The organism is Streptomyces sp. NPDC004126, assembly GCF_050275515.1.
GTDB lineage: Bacteria > Actinomycetota > Actinomycetes > Streptomycetales > Streptomycetaceae > Streptomyces.
On the sequence record NZ_JBNNPF010000015.1, the window covers coordinates 76,473 to 91,857 of the forward strand.

Consider the following 15,385-nt stretch of genomic DNA (forward strand, 5'->3'; position numbering starts at 1 on the left):
CACTCGGCGGCATGGACTTCGAGATCAGGACGGCAAGGGAAGACGAATACGCCCGGCTCGGCGAGATCACCGGGCAGGCCTACACCGGGGACGGGCTGCTCGACCAGAACGAGGACGACCGCTACCTGAACGTCCTGCGCGACGTCGCCGGCCGGGCCGGTGACGGGGAGGTGCTCGTCGCCGTGGAGGACGGCCGGGTGCTCGGCGGGGTGACGTTCGCCGCACCCGGCAGCCGGCTCGCGGACGTGGCCGGACCCGGCGAGGCCGAGTTCCGGATGCTCGCGGTGGCCACCGAGGCGCGCGGCAAGGGCGTCGGGCAGGCCCTCGTGCGGGCCTGCGCCGAACGGGCCCGCGCCCTGGGCGTCACGGCCCTGGTGCTGTCCACCCAGCCGGCCATGCTGGGCGCCCAGCGGATCTACGAGCGGCTGGGCTTCGTACGCACTCCCGGGCTCGACTGGTCGCCCGTTCCGGCCCTGAAACTACTGACCTACCGTCTGGAGCTGTAGCCGCGCCGACACAACATGTGGTGGGTCGCGCACGGGCGGCCCCCCACATGTATGCTCATCCTCGCTGTCGCCGCAGGGGAATCCGGTGTGAATCCGGAACTGTCCCGCAACGGTATGAAAAGTCCGAGGACCTGCCGACAGTGCGCCCGGGTCGACCGAACCGGGTGCCGACACGTCCGGGCCTCGCGGTTGGGCCGGTGGACGCCATGCGGCGAGTACGCGACCCCGTCGCGCCCGCATGCGCCTCCCCGCGCCCCGATCCGCCGACGACCGGGCCGAGCGAGGGAGAGCTCCCGCCGTGACCATCGCGCCTTCCGCACCGCGCGCCGAGTCCGTTTCTGGCGACACCACCGAAGGCCCGGGGGCCGCGCTGCTGCGTACTCTCACCGAGCTGACCGCCGACCTCCCCGACACCGACCCCGGCCGGGTCGCCGCCGCCGCCCTGCGCGGCCGCAGCGCCTCCGCCGACGAGGCCGAGCTGCGCGGGCTGGCCACCGAGGCCGCGGCGGGCCTGATCTCCGAGGACCCCGCCTACTCCCGGCTCGCCGCCCGCCTGCTGACGCTGGCCGTGGCCGACGAGGCCGCCGGCCAGGGCTCGACCTCCTTCGCCGAGTCCGTCGCCGTCGGCCACCGCGAGGGCCTGATCGCCGACCGCACCGCCGAGTTCGTCGCCGCCCACGCCGCCCGCCTGAACGCGCTGGTCGAGCACGCGCTCGCCGAGGGCGCGGACGACCGCTTCGGCTTCTTCGGCCTGCGCACCCTGCACAGCCGCTACCTGCTGCGCCACCCGATCACCCGCCAGGTGATCGAGACCCCGCAGTACTTCATGCTGCGCGTGGCCTGCGGCCTGGCCGAGGACGAGAGCGTCCAGGCCGTCGAGGAAGTCGCCTCGCTCTACACCCTGATGAGCCGGCTCGACTACCTGCCGTCCTCCCCCACCCTCTTCAACTCCGGCACCCGCCACCCGCAGATGTCCTCCTGCTACCTGCTGGACTCCCCGCTGGACGAGCTGGACTCGATCTACGACCGCTACCACCAGGTGGCGCGCCTGTCCAAGCACGCCGGCGGCATCGGCCTCTCGTACTCCCGCATCCGCGCCCGCGGTTCGCTGATCCGCGGCACCAACGGCCACTCCAACGGCATCGTGCCGTTCCTGAAGACCCTCGACGCCTCCGTCGCCGCCGTGAACCAGGGCGGCCGCCGCAAGGGCGCCGCCGCCGTCTACCTGGAGACCTGGCACGCGGACATCGAGGAGTTCCTGGAGCTCCGCGACAACACCGGCGAGGACCAGCGCCGTACGCACAACCTCAACCTCGCGCACTGGATCCCGGACGAGTTCATGCGCCGCGTGAACGCCGACGCCGACTGGTCGCTGTTCTCCCCGGCCGACGTCCCCGAGCTGGTCGACCTCTACGGCGACGAGTTCGACGCCGCCTACGTCAAGGCGGAGGCGGCCGGCCTCGCCAAGAAGACCATGCCGGCCCGCGACCTGTACGGCCGCATGATGCGCACCCTCGCGCAGACCGGCCAGGGCTGGATGACCTTCAAGGACGCCTCCAACCGGACCGCGAACCAGACCGCGCTGCCCGGCACCGTCGTCCACTCCTCCAACCTCTGCACCGAGATCATCGAGGTCACCAACGACGCCGAGACGGCCGTCTGCAACCTCGGCTCGGTCAACCTCGGCGCGTTCGTCGCCGACGGGGAGATGGACTGGGCGCGCCTGGACGAGACCGTCCGCACCGCCGTGACCTTCCTCGACCGCGTCGTGGACATCAACTTCTACCCGACCGAGCAGGCCGGCCGCTCCAACGCCAAGTGGCGTCCGGTGGGCCTGGGCGCGATGGGTCTGCAGGACGTCTTCTTCAAGCTGCGCATGCCCTTCGACTCGGCCGAGGCGAAGGCCCTGTCCACGAAGATCTCCGAGCGGATCATGCTGGCCGCGTACGAGGCCTCCTGCGACCTCGCCGAGCGTTCCGGCCCGCTCCCGGCCTGGGCCGAGACCCGTACCGCCCAGGGCGTCCTGCACCCGGACCACTACGAGACCGAGCGCCACTGGCCCGAGCGCTGGGAGGCCCTGCGCGCCCGGATCGCGAAGAGCGGCATGCGCAACTCCCTGCTGCTGGCCATCGCCCCGACGGCGACGATCGCCTCGATCGCGGGCGTGTACGAGTGCATCGAGCCGCAGGTCTCCAACCTCTTCAAGCGCGAGACCCTCAGCGGCGAGTTCCTCCAGGTCAACGGCTACCTGGTGGAGGACCTCAAGCAGCTCGGCGTGTGGGACGCGCAGACCCGCGAGGCGCTGCGCGACTCCTCCGGCTCCGTCCAGGGCTTCGGCTGGATCCCGGCCGAGATCCGCGAGCTGTACCGCACGGCGTGGGAGATCCCGCAGCGCGGCCTGATCGACATGGCGGCGGCCCGTACGCCGTACCTGGACCAGAGCCAGTCGCTGAACCTGTTCCTGGAGACGCCCACCATCGGCAAGCTCAGCTCGATGTACGCGTACGCCTGGAAGCAGGGTCTGAAGACCACCTACTACCTGCGCTCCCGCCCGGCGACGAAGATCGCCCGCGCCGCGTCCGGCGCCGCCGCCGCCGTCCCGGCCGCCGCCACCCCGGCCCAGCTGCCCCAGGCCCTCGACGCCGAGGCGCTGGCCTGCTCCCTTGAGAACCCCGAGTCCTGCGAGGCCTGCCAGTAATGAGCTCCACCGAGAAGAAGAACCTCCTCGACCCGGGCTTCGAGCTCACGCTCCGCCCGATGCGCTACCCGGACTTCTACGAGCGCTACCGGGACGCGATCAAGAACACGTGGACGGTGGAGGAGGTCGACCTCCACTCCGACGTCGCCGACCTCGCGAAGCTGACGCCGGCCGAGCAGCACATGATCGGCCGTCTGGTCGCGTTCTTCGCGACGGGCGACTCGATCGTCTCGAACAACCTGGTCCTGACGCTGTACAAGCACATCAACTCCCCGGAGGCGCGCCTGTACCTGTCGCGCCAGCTGTTCGAGGAGGCCGTGCACGTCCAGTTCTACCTGACGCTGCTCGACACCTACCTGCCCGACCCGGACGACCGCGCGGCGGCCTTCGACGCGGTCGAGGAGATCCCGTCGATCCGCGAGAAGGCGCAGTTCTGCTTCAAGTGGATGGACTCGGTCGAGAAGATCGAGCGGCTGGAGACGGCCGCCGACCGGCGCCGCTTCCTGCTGAACCTGATCTGCTTCGCCGCGTGCATCGAGGGCCTGTTCTTCTACGGCGCCTTCGCGTACGTGTACTGGTTCCGCTCGCGCGGCCTGCTGCACGGTCTGGCGACCGGCACCAACTGGGTGTTCCGGGACGAGACCATGCACATGAACTTCGCGTTCGAGGTCGTGGACACGGTCCGCAAGGAGGAGCCGGAGCTCTTCGACGACGCGCTCCAGCAGCAGGTCACCGACATGCTGAAGGAGGCCGTCGAGGCGGAGCTGCAGTTCGGCCGCGACCTGTGCGGTGACGGCCTGCCGGGCATGAACACCGACTCGATGCGCGAGTACCTGGAGTGCGTCGCCGACCAGCGCCTGGTGCGTCTCGGCTTCCCGCCGGTGTACGGCTCGCAGAACCCGTTCTCCTTCATGGAGCTGCAGGGCGTCCAGGAGCTGACGAACTTCTTCGAGCGCCGCCCGTCGGCCTACCAGGTCGCCGTGGAGGGCACGGTCGACCTGGACGAGGACTTCTAGTCCCGGCCCGCCGTTCGACGTGACGACGTCCCCGCCCGTGGCTCAACGGGCGGGGACGTCGTGCTGCGGCGGTGCTACTTCTTGCAGGTCACATTGGCGGTGAACTGCTCCGACTTGCCCTTCGAGGGGCCGCTGTCGACCACGAACTTCTGGGTGAGGGTGGCCGTGGTGGCACCCGTCGGTATGGTGCCCAGGCTGATGGCGGTCCTGGGTGCGCCGTCGTCACCGAACGTAAGGGTCCCCGGCAGCTTTCCGGAGGGCCGGTCCCAGTGGAACCGGACCGTGCCGGCGCCGGAGGCCTGGACGGTGGCGCTGAACACGACGCCGAAGGAGCAGTCGATCTCGCCGCTCGACGGCTGCGCCTTCACCGCGATCGTCTCGATCGTCACGTTGCGGGAGGCGTTGCCCGTGCGCTGGTCCTCCTTGCCTTCCTTCTGGCCCTCCTTGGCACCCTTGGCCTGACCTTCCTTGAAGCCGGTGTCGTAGCCCCTGCCGTAGCCGTCCTGGAAGGCCTTGTGCGCGAACTCCTCGCACTGTTCCGCCGTGAGGCCCTGCTTCTTCTTGAACGCGTCGTCGTAGCTCTGCCGGTAGGCGTCGGCGTAGCCGTCGGCCCGGCCGTCGGCGAGTCCCTCCTTGTGGCCCAGGGCGAAGGCGTCCTTCTGCAGCTTCACCGGGTTACAGGCGGGGGGCGCGGCCCCCACCGTGCCGGAGATGGTCTTCTCGTCCTTGCCCACCCCGTTGATGTTGCGGGGAATGAGCTTCACGGTGATCGTTCTGGCGCCCGGCTTGGCGTCCTTGTCCATGACCATGACCCCGGCATGGGTCACCGAGGTTCCTGGAGCGCCGAGATTGAAGCAGGTGGTCGCCCCGCCGCCCTCGGTCTTTATCTCCGTGCACGACTCCTGGCCGGCCGGGGCCTTGATGTTCATCACGACGACGTTCACCGTCGCCCGTGCCCCCGGGGTCAGCGGGCCGGACACCTCGGCGGAGACGATGGACGCGTCACCGTCCGCCAGGGCCCGGGGGGCGTACGCCATTGCCAGCCCCACGGCCACCGGCAGGGTCACCGCCACGCGCATACAACGCTTCATGATGGGTCCTTCCGCGTACCCCTCCCCTTCGGCTGGTTCTCGGCCTGCCTCACTTCCATGCTGGCCCGCCCGGGGAGGCGTGTCGAACGCAGGAGGTTCGCGGTCAGTGCGCGACGCGGCCCCGGCGCCAGGCGGCGGGCCGGGCTCCGGCCGGGCGGGGTGCGGGCGCCGGGCGGGGCGTCGCCGCCGGGCGCCGGCGGGCCGCGGCCGCGAGCTCGCGGTCGGTGCGGCGCTCCCGGAGGGCGCCGTACAGGGCGGGGGCGAGGAGGAGGGCGGCCACGGCGAGGACGGTGAGGTAGTCGAGGAACGTGTTCATGACTCAAAGATCGCCCCGGCAGACGGAACCGGACAGTGGCAGGACTGTCATGGAAGAGCGAATTACTGCCACACTGGGCCCATGCTGAAAAACGTGGCGGTGGCCCTCGTCGACGGAGTGGCGCCCTTCGAGTTCGGGATCTTCTGCGAGGTCTTCGGGATCGACCGGAGCGAGCAGGGGCTGCCCGTGTACGACTTCGCGGTGTGCGCGGCCGAGGACGGGCCGCTGGCCATGGCGGACGTCGGCTTCACCATCGCGCCCTCCCACGGCCTGGAGCGGCTGGAGGAGGCGGACCTGATCTGCCTGCCCGCCGACCGCCAGGCCCCGGTACGGGACTACCCCGAGCCGTTCCTCGACGCCCTGCGCCGGGCCGTGGACCGGGGGGCGCGGGTGCTCAGCGTGTGCAGCGGCGCCTTCGTGCTCGGCGCAGCCGGGCTGCTGGACGGACGGCGCTGCACCACGCACTGGATGCACTCCGCGGCGCTGGCCCGCCGCTATCCGGCGGCCCGGGTCGATCCGGAGGTGCTCTACGTCGACGAGGGGCTGGTGATCACCTCCGCCGGCACCGCCTCGGGCATCGACGCCTGCCTGCACGTGGTCCGCCAGGAGCACGGAGCCGAGGTGGCCAACACCATCGCCCGGCGGATGGTCGTACCGCCCCACCGCGACGGCGGCCAGGCCCAGTTCATCCAGCGGCCGCTCCCCCGCACCTCCTGCGACACGGTCGGCGAGGTGATCGGCTGGATGACCCGGCACCTGGACGAGGAGATCACCGTCGAGCGGCTGGCGGAGCGGGCCCACATGTCGCCGCGGACCTTCGCCCGCCGCTTCCTCCAGGAGACGGGGACCACCCCGTACCAGTGGGTGCTGCGCCAGCGGGTGCTGCTGGCGCAGGAGTTGCTGGAGGCCACCGACGACACCGTGGACGCCATCGCCGGCCGCAGCGGCTTCGGCACCGCGGCCGCCCTGCGCCACCACTTCCTGCGGACCCTCGGCACCACCCCCAACGCCTTCCGCCGCGCCTTCCGGGGACCCCGCGCGGTGGCCTGACCCGAGCCCAACGGCCGGTAATCGACCGCGACTTGACATTCGGGACGGGCAGGTCTGGCCGGGCCCCGGCGGCGGTGATGTCATCCGAATGCGCCGACCGCGCCCCGCACCGCGCGCGCCGGCCACTCCCCCCACAGACGAAGGCCCCGCTCCGGAACCGGAGCGGGGCCTTCGTGCGCGTCGTGCGCGTACGGCGCGCGGGACGGGATCAGTCGTTCGGGACGACCTCGTAGCGCGGGGTGTTCTCCGCCATCTGGCGCAGCGCGTCCTTGCGGTCGCGCTTGGAGAGGCGGTCGATGTACAGGTAGCCGTACAGGTGGTCGGTCTCGTGCTGGAGGCAGCGCGCGAAGTAGCCGGTGCCGCGGACCTTGATCGGGTTGCCCTGGGCGTCCTGGCCGGTGACCTCGGCGTAGTCCGGGCGGGCCAGCGAGGCGTAGGCGGTCGGGACCGACAGGCAGCCCTCGTTCGAGTCGTCCAGCACGCGGTTCGCGGCGGGCAGCTCGACGAGCTTCGGGTTGACCACGACGCCGGTGTGGCGCACGCCGTCGTCGTCCGGGCAGTCGTAGACGAAGACCTTGGCGTCCACACCGATCTGGTTGGCGGCCAGGCCCACGCCCTCGGCGGTCTTCTGGCTGGCGAACATGTCGTCGATCAGCTGCGCCAGCTCGTCGCCGAACTCGGTGACGTCCTTGCACTCGCGGTGCAGCACCGGGTTGCCGACGACCGTGATCGGGCGGGACGTGCCGCGCTCGCGGTAGGCCAGCTCGCGCGCCTCACAGTCCTCGGTGTCCACGACGTAGCCCTCGTCGTCGATCGGGGTCACCTGGTTCTCCTGCTGCGCCATGTCCGCCGTACGCCTTCCCTCAAGTCCGTGGTGTGCCCGTACAGCCTACGGCCCAGGGTCAGCAGACTTCCTCCAGATCCCGCCACTCACGGCTGTCGGGGCTGTCGGCGACCCAGCTGTCCAGCAGCCCGCGCACCAGGCCGACCGGCGCCGCGATGCCGCACTCCCGCTCGGGCACCCACAGGGAGCCGGATCCGGCCGTGCGGTGGCCCAGCGGGCCGGGGTGGCCCGGTTCGCTGTGGTCGTGCGGGTCCAGGTGGTCGCCGTTGCCCTCGCCGCTGGGCATCGCGCTCTCCGAACAGGTCCGGCACAGCAGCCGCACCGAGGACGACCAGTCCTCGGCGGCGAAGCCGGCGTCCGAGGCCAGCTGCTCCAGGGCGTCGCGGTCGGCCTCGGTGGCCGCCTCCAGCAGCACCACCCAGGTCGGCACCGGCGAGGGCGCCCACAGCTCGATCTCGTCGAAGACCGGGTACGAGGGGCCCGCCGCGGTGATCCGCTCGCCGTGCGGCACCCCGTCGTGCAGGACGACCTCGCCCCAGCGCCGTCCCGAGGAGGGCAGCGGGATGGACAGGACCTCCATCCGGGCTGGATCGAGCCTGCGGCCCCACACGACCTCGGCCTCGCCCTCGGGCGACAGCCGTACGGCCGCGCTGCCCAGTTCCATGCCCACCGGCTCGCCCGTGCCGGCCGTGCTGTGCGGGTCCCCGGGCACCTTCAGCCCGTACGCCTGCCAGGCCCGGCGGGCCAGCGGCCAGTCCTGCAGGGCGGTCGCGGCGATGCCCACGTTCCACCAGTCCGGGGCGCCGGTCTCCCGGTCGAGGAGGGCCACGGCGCGCAGTCCGGCGGCCCTGGCCTGCTCCCAGTCGTGCCGGAACTTGTGGAGGAGTGCCAGGTTGAACCAGGACTCGGACAGCCAGGGCTCCAGGTCGGCAGCCCTGGTCAGCAGCGCGCCGGCGTCCTCGTACCGACCGTCGCCGATCAGCGTGAACGCGCGGTCGGTGGCCTGCCGCCACGAGGCGGAGGGCCGATGCCGTACCTTCCCGAAGATCCTCACGATTCCCGCCTGCTTGGGGGCACCCCCAGCGGTGGCTGGGGGACAGGTGCAGCTCTGCGCACACCCTCACGGACACTCCTACTGCATCCAACCATGCCCGCTCGGACGGCCGCTCATTACCCATGGGTTACCCCGGCGGAACGGGTACGACTCTGCCGCGTCCGCCCCTGGCCAGAACCCTCGCCAGGGACTCCACGACCTCCGGCTGGTAGTCGCGCCCGGTACCCAGGCGCAGCTGTTCGAGGGCGGCCAGTGAGCCGCCCGGGTGACGGCCGCCGCCCGCCAGGTCGTCGTACGCGTTGACCGCGCGCACGATCCGGGCGGCGACGGGCTGCTCGCGGTACGGGTCCGCCTGGCGTTCCACGATCACCGCGACCTCCGCCGGCACCCCGGTCTGGCGGGCCACCTCGCCGCCCAGCTCGGCGATCCGGCGGGCCTCGGCGGCGGGCAGGGCGGCGGTGGCACCGGCGGGGACGGGGTCGACGAGCGAGAGCTGGCCGATGTCGTGCATCAGCGCGGCGTACTCCAGGACCGTGAGCTCCCGCTCCGACAGGCCCAGCTCGCGGCCGACGGCGCAGCTGAGGGCGGCGACCCGGCGGGCGTGCCCGGGGGCGGTGTAGCCGGCGATCTCGGTGGCCCGGGCGAGGGAGGTGATGGTCTGGCGGTAGGTGGTGCGGACGGCGGCGATCCGGTGGAAGGACATCTGGGTCAGCAGCAGCGGCACGCAGAAGACCGGCAGGGCCCACAGGCCCGCCACGGCCACCCCGAGGGCCATCACGACGCCGGTGGCGCAGATCGCCGAGCCGGCGCCGGGCAGGGCGCGCAGCTCGTCGCGGAGCAGGGGCGCGTACGGCCAGCCGGTGCGGGCCCCGGCGGTGGCGGCGGCGAGCGCGGCGTCGCACAGGGCGGTGAGGCCGAGCAGGAGCAGCAGGAACAGGACGAGGTACGGGCCCTGCCCGAGCCGTTCGGCGAGCCGCCCGGAGTTGTGCAGGGGCCGGAAGCAGGCGGCGGCGAAGGCCACCGTGAGGACCCGGCGGGCCACGTGGTCCAGGGCCGGGCCGTGGCCCCGGGCGATGTGCGGGACGGTGCCGGCGAGGGCGGCCGCGACGACGACGGCGACGGTCTGGAGCACCCCGTGGTGGGTGGGGTGCCCGGCGTTCTGGCCGAGCAGGGCGTACGCGAGGGCCCCGGCGGAGCCGAGCGGTGCGGGCCGGCCGTACCCGTCGGGCCCGGCGCCCCCGCCGGCGCGGGCCGGGTGGTGGTCGCGGCGGGCGAGTTCGCCGAGGGCGACCAGGGCGGCGAAGGCGAGGGCGGTGCCGGGCTCGACGACGCCGGTCCACAGGGTGTGACCCAGCGCGGCGGCGGTGAGCACGCCCGCGGCGGCGCGGACGGCCCAGCCGGCGAGGGCCCTCACCGGCCGCCACCGGCCCGCCCGGCGGGATCGCGCCCGGCGGGACGGGCGGCCCGCGGCCCGGCGGCCCCGTCCGCGGCGCCCCGGCCGGCGCCCTCCCCTGCCGCCTCCCCGGCGCCTGGCGCGGCCTCCTGCCGCGGCGGACCCGGGGCGGCCGGGATGACCTGGAGGTCCTCGTCGGAGGTGACCACGGGGTGCCAGCCGTGCCGGCCGATGGCGGCCACCAGGGCCCGCACCATCGCCGGGTCGAACTGCGCCCCCGCGCAGCGCTCCAGCTCCGCGAGGGCGGTGGCCACCGGCCGGGCCCGGCTGTAGGAGCGCGTGGAGGTCATGGCGTCGAAGGAGTCGGCCACCGCCACCACGCGGGCCAGGACCGGGATCTGCTCGCCGCTGAGCCCGTACGGGTAGCCGGAGCCGTCGACCCGCTCGTGGTGGTGCAGGATCGCGGACCGGGCCTCCCCGAGGAATCCGATGCCCCGCACCATCTCGTGCCCGTACTCGGGGTGCAGTTCGATGGTCCGCCGCTCCTCCGGGGTGAGCGGCCCGTCCTTGCGCAGCAGCCGGGTCGGCACGCCGAGCTTGCCGACGTCGTGCAGGATCCCGGCGATCCGGACCACTTCGAGGCGGTCGTCGCGCATGCCCAGCTCGCGGGCGATCATGGCGGAGGCCTGCCCCACCCGTTCGCTGTGCCCGCGCGTGTAGCGGTCCTTGATGTCGACGGCCTGGACGAGGGCGCGGATCGTGGCCCGGTGCGCGGCGCGTTCGCGGTGGTACTGGGCGAAGACCCAGCAGGAGATGTACATCGGCAGCAGGACGAGCAGCGCGGCCGGAACCCCGTACGGGCTGCGCCACATGACGGCCATCATCAGGCCGGCGAGCCCGTGCACGCAGTGCGGGGCGAGGGAGCCGGTGGCGGGTCCGCGCCAGGCGGTGGCGGCGGGCCGGCCCTCGGCGGCGGCGAGGACGGCACCGTCGAGGGCGGTGAGCACCAGGCAGAAGACGACGGCCGCGACGGCGGCGGGCAGCATCACGTACGGGAAGTCGGCCACCCAGGCGGTGGGGTCGGCGCCGGGCGGTCCCGCGGGAGCGCCGCCCCGGCCGGCGAGGGCCTCGCGGCCGCCGAGGAGTCCGTACGCCTGCCCGGCCGCCCACGCGGCGGTCGCCTGCTGGGCGGCGTGCCAGATCCGGCGGACCCCGGCGGGCCGCCGCACGACGCTCTGCGCGAGTCCGCCGGGCACGGCCACGAGAGCGGCGGCCGACGGCGGCAGCAGGAAGACGGCGGCCATCACCACCGGGAAGAAGGAGCCGATGCCCTCGGGGACCCGACGGCCCAGGAAGGGGAGGTTCCGCGCCGACTCGCAGCCGAGGTAGAGGAGGGCCAGCAGGGTCACGGCGGGCCAGGGCGTCGCGGAGCCCGCGAGGAGGGCCGGGGCCGCGCAGGCCGAGGCCGCGAGGACGGCGGCGAGGACGCAGGCGCGCGCCATCGGCGGAAGTACCCGCATGGCGCTCTCCTCCCCCAGGGGCCGGGAAAACCGGGTACCGGAAGTGAGCGGTACCGCGAGGGGAGAATAGGTCGGCCCCCGAACGGAGCGGGGCACATTTTCGCATTGCGCCGTACGGGCGCCCCCGGATTAGCACCTTCGAGTGAACGAAGTGGGCTTCCGGGGGCGGCGGTTCAGCCGGTCGCGGGCCCGGCGGTGATGTCACCCTCGGGCACGGCCTGACCCGAACGGATCAGTTCGATCCGGCCCATGACCTTGGAGCGGAGATCGCTCGGCACGTCGTCCGATCCGCAGCAGCGCTTGACCAGCTTCTTCACGGCCTGTTCCAGGCCGTACTTCTCCAGACAGGGATTGCATTCGCCGAAGTGCGTCTCGAACTTCGTGCAGTCACTGTCGGGCATCTCGTGGTCCAGGAACTCGTATAGATGATCCAGGACCTCGGCGCACTCCGTCTCGTGCGGCTCTCCGCAGCTCATGAGCCCGAGCCTTTCAGGTCGTTCGACTCTCCCGCGCCGGCGGGGACCAGCCCGCGCTCACGGGCATAGTCCTCCAGCATTCCGCGGAGTTGACGGCGCCCACGGTGCAGCCGCGACATGACCGTACCGATGGGTGTACCCATGATGTCCGCGATCTCCTTGTACGCAAAGCCCTCTACGTCGGCAAGATAGACCGCGATGCGGAACTCCTCGGGAATGGCCTGGAGCGCTTCCTTCACGTCCGAATCGGGCAGGTGGTCGAGCGCCTGCGATTCGGCGGAACGCAGACCGGTCGACATGTGCGACTCGGCGCGCGCCAGCTGCCAGTCCTCGATCTCCTCGGCGGCGCTGCGCTGCGGCTCGCGCTGCTTCTTGCGGTAGGAGTTGATGAACGTGTTGGTCAGAATGCGGTAGAGCCACGCCTTGAGGTTGGTGCCCTCGCGGAACTGGTGGAAGGACGCGTACGCCTTGGCGTAGGTCTCCTGGACCAGGTCCTCGGCGTCGGCCGGGTTGCGCGTCATGCGCAGCGCGGCGGAGTACATCTGGTCGAGGTAGCCGAGGGCGTCCCGCTCGAAACGCGCGTTGCGCTCAGCGGTCGTCTCCTGTGCCTGGCCTTCGTCGGTCCCAGCGACAGGACCCACCTCCTCCGACAGCGTGGCGGCTCCGAAAGCGGATCCGCTCGAATCGGAGAATAGTCGACCTTCCCGGCCCTCCGCCGCCCGAAGCGAGTCGCGCTTGGGGGCGGGCAGCACCGTCCATTCCAGGTCAGCGGCCTGCGGGCGGTTCTGGCTGATGACCTGGGTCATGCGCTCCCTCTCCTCCGAAGTCTTTCTCCTGCGTTCCGACATTCCCCACAACAGGCGGCCGGGGCGGCGCATTCCCGGGCGTGCCAAGGGTTTTCGCCGGATTCCGGGGGCCGGGCGGGGCGGGTGAGCGGGGTCACGCCGGAATCTGTCAGGTCCGGACCACGGAGGGACCCGCCCGGGCCCCGGCGCGCACCGCGCCCAAACCCGCTCCGGACCCCCTCCAGCCCCGCTCCGAACCCCCTCCAGCCCCTCTCCGGGCTGCGTGCGGGGCCATTCCGGTGAGGGGCCGACCCCCTCCGGGGCGCCGGGTCAGGGCGTGAGGCGGGTGAGCCAGGGCGCCGCGGCGGACGTGATGACCGCCAGGGCCTCGTCCTGCGTCAGGTCCGCCTTCTTCGGCACGGCGAAGCCGTGGTCCCCGAACGGCACCTCCACCAGCTCGTACTCCCCCGCGGGGAACTCCTCCGGCCGCCCGAACGGGTCCCGGCCGCCCTGCACCACCAGGACCGGCCGCCCCGCGCCCAGCAGCTCCTCGGCCCGGGACTTCTCCGGCTTGCCGGGCGGGTGCAGCGGGAAGGACAGCGCGAGCACGCCGGCCGCGCCCAGCTCGGCCGCGGTCCGGCAGGCCACCCGGGCCCCGGCGCTGCGCCCGCCGGCCACCACGGGGAGGCCGGGCCGCTCCAGCGCCGGCCACACGGCCCGCCAGCCCTCGTCCAGCACCTTGGGCGCGGCGGCGACCTTCTTGCCCGCGACCCGCCAGGGCTGCTCGACCAGGGCGACGCTGACGCCCCGCGCGGGCAGTGCCGCGGCCAGGGCCTGGAGGTCGCGGGCCTCGATGCCGCCGCCGGCGCCGTGGCCCAGCGCCAGCACCAGCTTCGCGGCGCGGGCGGTGTGCCAGGTGATCCGGGCCTCGCCGGCGGGGGCGTCCACGCTCTCGGTACGGGTGCTCATGGGCCCCATCCTGCCGGGCGGCACCCCCGGAGCCCGGCAAGGGCACCCCCTAGAAGAGCGTCGCCTCCTCCGGGCCCTCCAGCTCCCTCAGCAGCTCCGGGCCGTTGTTGCGGACGCTGCTCACGGCCGTGGCCACCGGGTAGGCCCGCATCAGCCCGCCGGGCGGGGGCGCCAGCAGGTCCCGCAGCACGTGCTCGTCGGTCCGGGCGGGGTCCAGCCAGGCGTCCCAGCGGTCCGGGGTCAGCATCAGCGGCATCCGGGGGTGGATCTCGGAGAGCGAGCGCGGCCCCTCGGCGGGCGCCACCCCCAGCGGGGTGGTCTCGGCCTCGGCGGTGATCACCGAGCAGGTGGCCCACCAGGCGCGGGGGTGGTCGGCGGGCAGGGTCCCGTCGCGCCAGAACTCGTAGATCCCGGCCATCGCGAAGACCGAGCCGTCGGCGGGGAGCACGAAGTACGGCTGCTTGCGGGCCCGCTTGCGCTTCCCCTCGACCTCCAGCTCCCGCTCGTCGTGCGCGGTGACCCACTCGTAGTACCCGTCGGCGGGCACGATGCAGCGGCGCTGCGCGAAGGGGCGGCGGAAGGACGGCTTCTCGTGCAGGGTCTCCGACCGGGCGTTGATCATCCGGGCCGCGCCCTCGGGGTTCTGCGCCCAGGAGGGGACCAGGCCCCACTTCAGGACCCTCAGCTGGCGAACCGGACGGGGGTCCCGCGCGTCTTTCAGGGGGCGGTCGAGGACGACGTGGACCTCCTTGGTCGGCGCCACGTTCCAGTCGGGGGCCAGGGTCTCGCTCGGCTCCCACCTCTCGATCCCGAATATCCCCGCCAGTTCCCGGGGCGTCCGACTCGCCGCAAACCTTCCGCACATGGCTGACACACTGCCACGGACCCGACCCCCGACCGCAAGGAGTCCGCCACTCCATGGACAGCACCACGACCGCCGGCCTCTGGGACCGGCTCACCGGAATACAGGCCGAGCCCGCCTTCTGGCTGGTGGCGGCGACGGGACTGGCCGCCCTCGCGGTCGTGGCGCCCCGGCCGGTGTGGCTGGTGGCCCGGAACGCGATCACCATCGCGCACGAGGGCGGCCACGGGCTGCTCGCCCTGCTGACCGGGCGCCGGCTCACCGGTATCCGGCTGCACTCCGACACCAGCGGGGTCACCCTCAGCTGGGGCAAGCCGACCGGGATCGGCATGGTCCTGATGCTCGCCGCCGGCTACACGGCGCCCGCCCTGCTGGGCCTGGGCGGGGCGGCCCTGCTGGCGGCGCACCGGATCACCCTGCTGCTGTGGGCGGCGACCGCCCTGCTGCTGGTGATGCTGGTGATGATCCGGAACGCGTACGGGCTGCTGACGGTGGTGCTGACCGGCGGGACGTTCCTGCTGGTGTCCTGGAAGGCCCCGGAGGCGGTGCAGGCGGCGTTCGCGTACGGGGTGGTGTGGTTCCTGCTGCTGGGCTCGGTGCGGCCGGTGTTCGAGCTCCAGGCGCAGCGCCGGGGCGGCGCGGCGCCGGAGTCCGACGCGGACCAGCTGGGCCGGCTCACGCACCTCCATCCCGTCGCCTGGCTGCTCATGTTCCACACGGTCACGCTGTGCTGCCTCATCGGCGGCGGGCGCTGGCTGCTCGCCCTCTGAGACGGGGCCGCCATCCAGATCGGGGGCCGTGCGAA

The 15,385-nt window shown here is 72.8% G+C and carries 15 protein-coding genes and 1 riboswitch; of the genes, 5 read left to right on the top strand and 10 right to left on the bottom strand.

What is annotated here, in order from left to right:
• Positions 1 to 11: 11 nt before the first annotated feature.
• The 3 genes from ACQKM2_RS16660 to ACQKM2_RS16670 all read left to right on the top strand — a co-directional run bounded on the left by ACQKM2_RS16660 (position 12) and on the right by ACQKM2_RS16670 (position 4,220).
• Positions 12 to 506 (top strand): GNAT family N-acetyltransferase, encoded by a 495-nt coding sequence (locus tag ACQKM2_RS16660; RefSeq protein WP_427710357.1) that lies wholly within the window; start codon positions 12 to 14, stop codon positions 504 to 506.
• 64 nt (positions 507 to 570) lie between these two features.
• Positions 571 to 647, top strand: a riboswitch (adenosylcobalamin-variant (AdoCbl-variant) riboswitch).
• Between the two features lie 157 nt (positions 648 to 804).
• Positions 805 to 3,204: a ribonucleoside-diphosphate reductase subunit alpha gene (locus ACQKM2_RS16665; protein WP_427710359.1), complete on the top strand. Its 2,400-nt coding sequence runs from the start codon at positions 805 to 807 to the stop codon at positions 3,202 to 3,204.
• Complete coding sequence (locus tag ACQKM2_RS16670; RefSeq protein ID WP_358899304.1) at positions 3,204 to 4,220, top strand: ribonucleotide-diphosphate reductase subunit beta; 1,017 nt, start codon at positions 3,204 to 3,206, stop codon at positions 4,218 to 4,220. The genes ACQKM2_RS16665 and ACQKM2_RS16670 overlap by 1 nt, the downstream gene beginning before the upstream one ends.
• Before the next feature lie 74 nt (positions 4,221 to 4,294).
• On the opposite strand, the gene ACQKM2_RS16675 is transcribed toward ACQKM2_RS16670, so the two are convergent.
• Together ACQKM2_RS16675 and ACQKM2_RS16680 are read right to left on the bottom strand one after the other, a co-directional pair.
• The gene (locus tag ACQKM2_RS16675; protein WP_427710361.1) at positions 4,295 to 5,311 is read right to left on the bottom strand and encodes a hypothetical protein; all 1,017 of its coding nucleotides are present in this window, start codon (positions 5,309 to 5,311) and stop codon (positions 4,295 to 4,297) included.
• 103 nt (positions 5,312 to 5,414) lie between these two features.
• Positions 5,415 to 5,627 (bottom strand): hypothetical protein, encoded by a 213-nt coding sequence (locus ACQKM2_RS16680; RefSeq protein WP_427710363.1) that lies wholly within the window; start codon positions 5,625 to 5,627, stop codon positions 5,415 to 5,417.
• 81 nt (positions 5,628 to 5,708) lie between these two features.
• Here ACQKM2_RS16680 and ACQKM2_RS16685 point away from each other — a divergent pair, with 81 nt between their 5' ends.
• Complete coding sequence (locus tag ACQKM2_RS16685) at positions 5,709 to 6,677, top strand: helix-turn-helix domain-containing protein (protein WP_427710365.1); 969 nt, start codon at positions 5,709 to 5,711, stop codon at positions 6,675 to 6,677.
• A gap of 208 nt (positions 6,678 to 6,885) precedes the next feature.
• Here the strand turns inward: ACQKM2_RS16685 and def are convergent, their stop codons facing one another.
• The 8 genes from def to ACQKM2_RS16725 form a co-directional block, all read right to left on the bottom strand.
• Complete coding sequence (gene def, locus ACQKM2_RS16690; RefSeq protein ID WP_427710367.1) at positions 6,886 to 7,521, bottom strand: peptide deformylase; 636 nt, start codon at positions 7,519 to 7,521, stop codon at positions 6,886 to 6,888.
• A 58-nt stretch (positions 7,522 to 7,579) separates the two neighbouring features.
• Complete coding sequence (locus tag ACQKM2_RS16695) at positions 7,580 to 8,575, bottom strand: tetratricopeptide repeat protein (protein ID WP_427710369.1); 996 nt, start codon at positions 8,573 to 8,575, stop codon at positions 7,580 to 7,582.
• 127 nt (positions 8,576 to 8,702) lie between these two features.
• Positions 8,703 to 9,989 carry an HD-GYP domain-containing protein gene (locus tag ACQKM2_RS16700; RefSeq protein ID WP_427710371.1) on the bottom strand — a complete coding sequence of 429 codons (1,287 nt, stop codon included), beginning with the start codon at positions 9,987 to 9,989 and terminating at the stop codon, positions 8,703 to 8,705.
• The gene (locus ACQKM2_RS16705; protein ID WP_427710373.1) at positions 9,986 to 11,488 is read right to left on the bottom strand and encodes an HD-GYP domain-containing protein; all 1,503 of its coding nucleotides are present in this window, start codon (positions 11,486 to 11,488) and stop codon (positions 9,986 to 9,988) included. Before ACQKM2_RS16705 ends, ACQKM2_RS16700 begins: the two co-directional genes overlap by 4 nt.
• Positions 11,489 to 11,661: 173 nt before the next feature.
• Complete coding sequence (rsrA, locus tag ACQKM2_RS16710; RefSeq protein ID WP_007266439.1) at positions 11,662 to 11,964, bottom strand: mycothiol system anti-sigma-R factor; 303 nt, start codon at positions 11,962 to 11,964, stop codon at positions 11,662 to 11,664.
• Positions 11,961 to 12,605, bottom strand: a complete 645-nt coding sequence (locus ACQKM2_RS16715) for a sigma-70 family RNA polymerase sigma factor (RefSeq protein WP_007266438.1) — start codon at positions 12,603 to 12,605, stop codon at positions 11,961 to 11,963. The genes rsrA and ACQKM2_RS16715 overlap by 4 nt, the downstream gene beginning before the upstream one ends.
• A gap of 474 nt (positions 12,606 to 13,079) precedes the next feature.
• Positions 13,080 to 13,718 (bottom strand): alpha/beta family hydrolase, encoded by a 639-nt coding sequence (locus ACQKM2_RS16720; protein WP_427710375.1) that lies wholly within the window; start codon positions 13,716 to 13,718, stop codon positions 13,080 to 13,082.
• Between the two features lie 49 nt (positions 13,719 to 13,767).
• Positions 13,768 to 14,583 carry an SOS response-associated peptidase gene (locus tag ACQKM2_RS16725; protein ID WP_427710377.1) on the bottom strand — a complete coding sequence of 272 codons (816 nt, stop codon included), beginning with the start codon at positions 14,581 to 14,583 and terminating at the stop codon, positions 13,768 to 13,770.
• 53 nt (positions 14,584 to 14,636) lie between these two features.
• Here ACQKM2_RS16725 and ACQKM2_RS16730 point away from each other — a divergent pair, with 53 nt between their 5' ends.
• Complete coding sequence (locus ACQKM2_RS16730) at positions 14,637 to 15,350, top strand: M50 family metallopeptidase (protein ID WP_427710379.1); 714 nt, start codon at positions 14,637 to 14,639, stop codon at positions 15,348 to 15,350.
• The last annotated feature ends 35 nt before the right edge of the window (positions 15,351 to 15,385 follow it).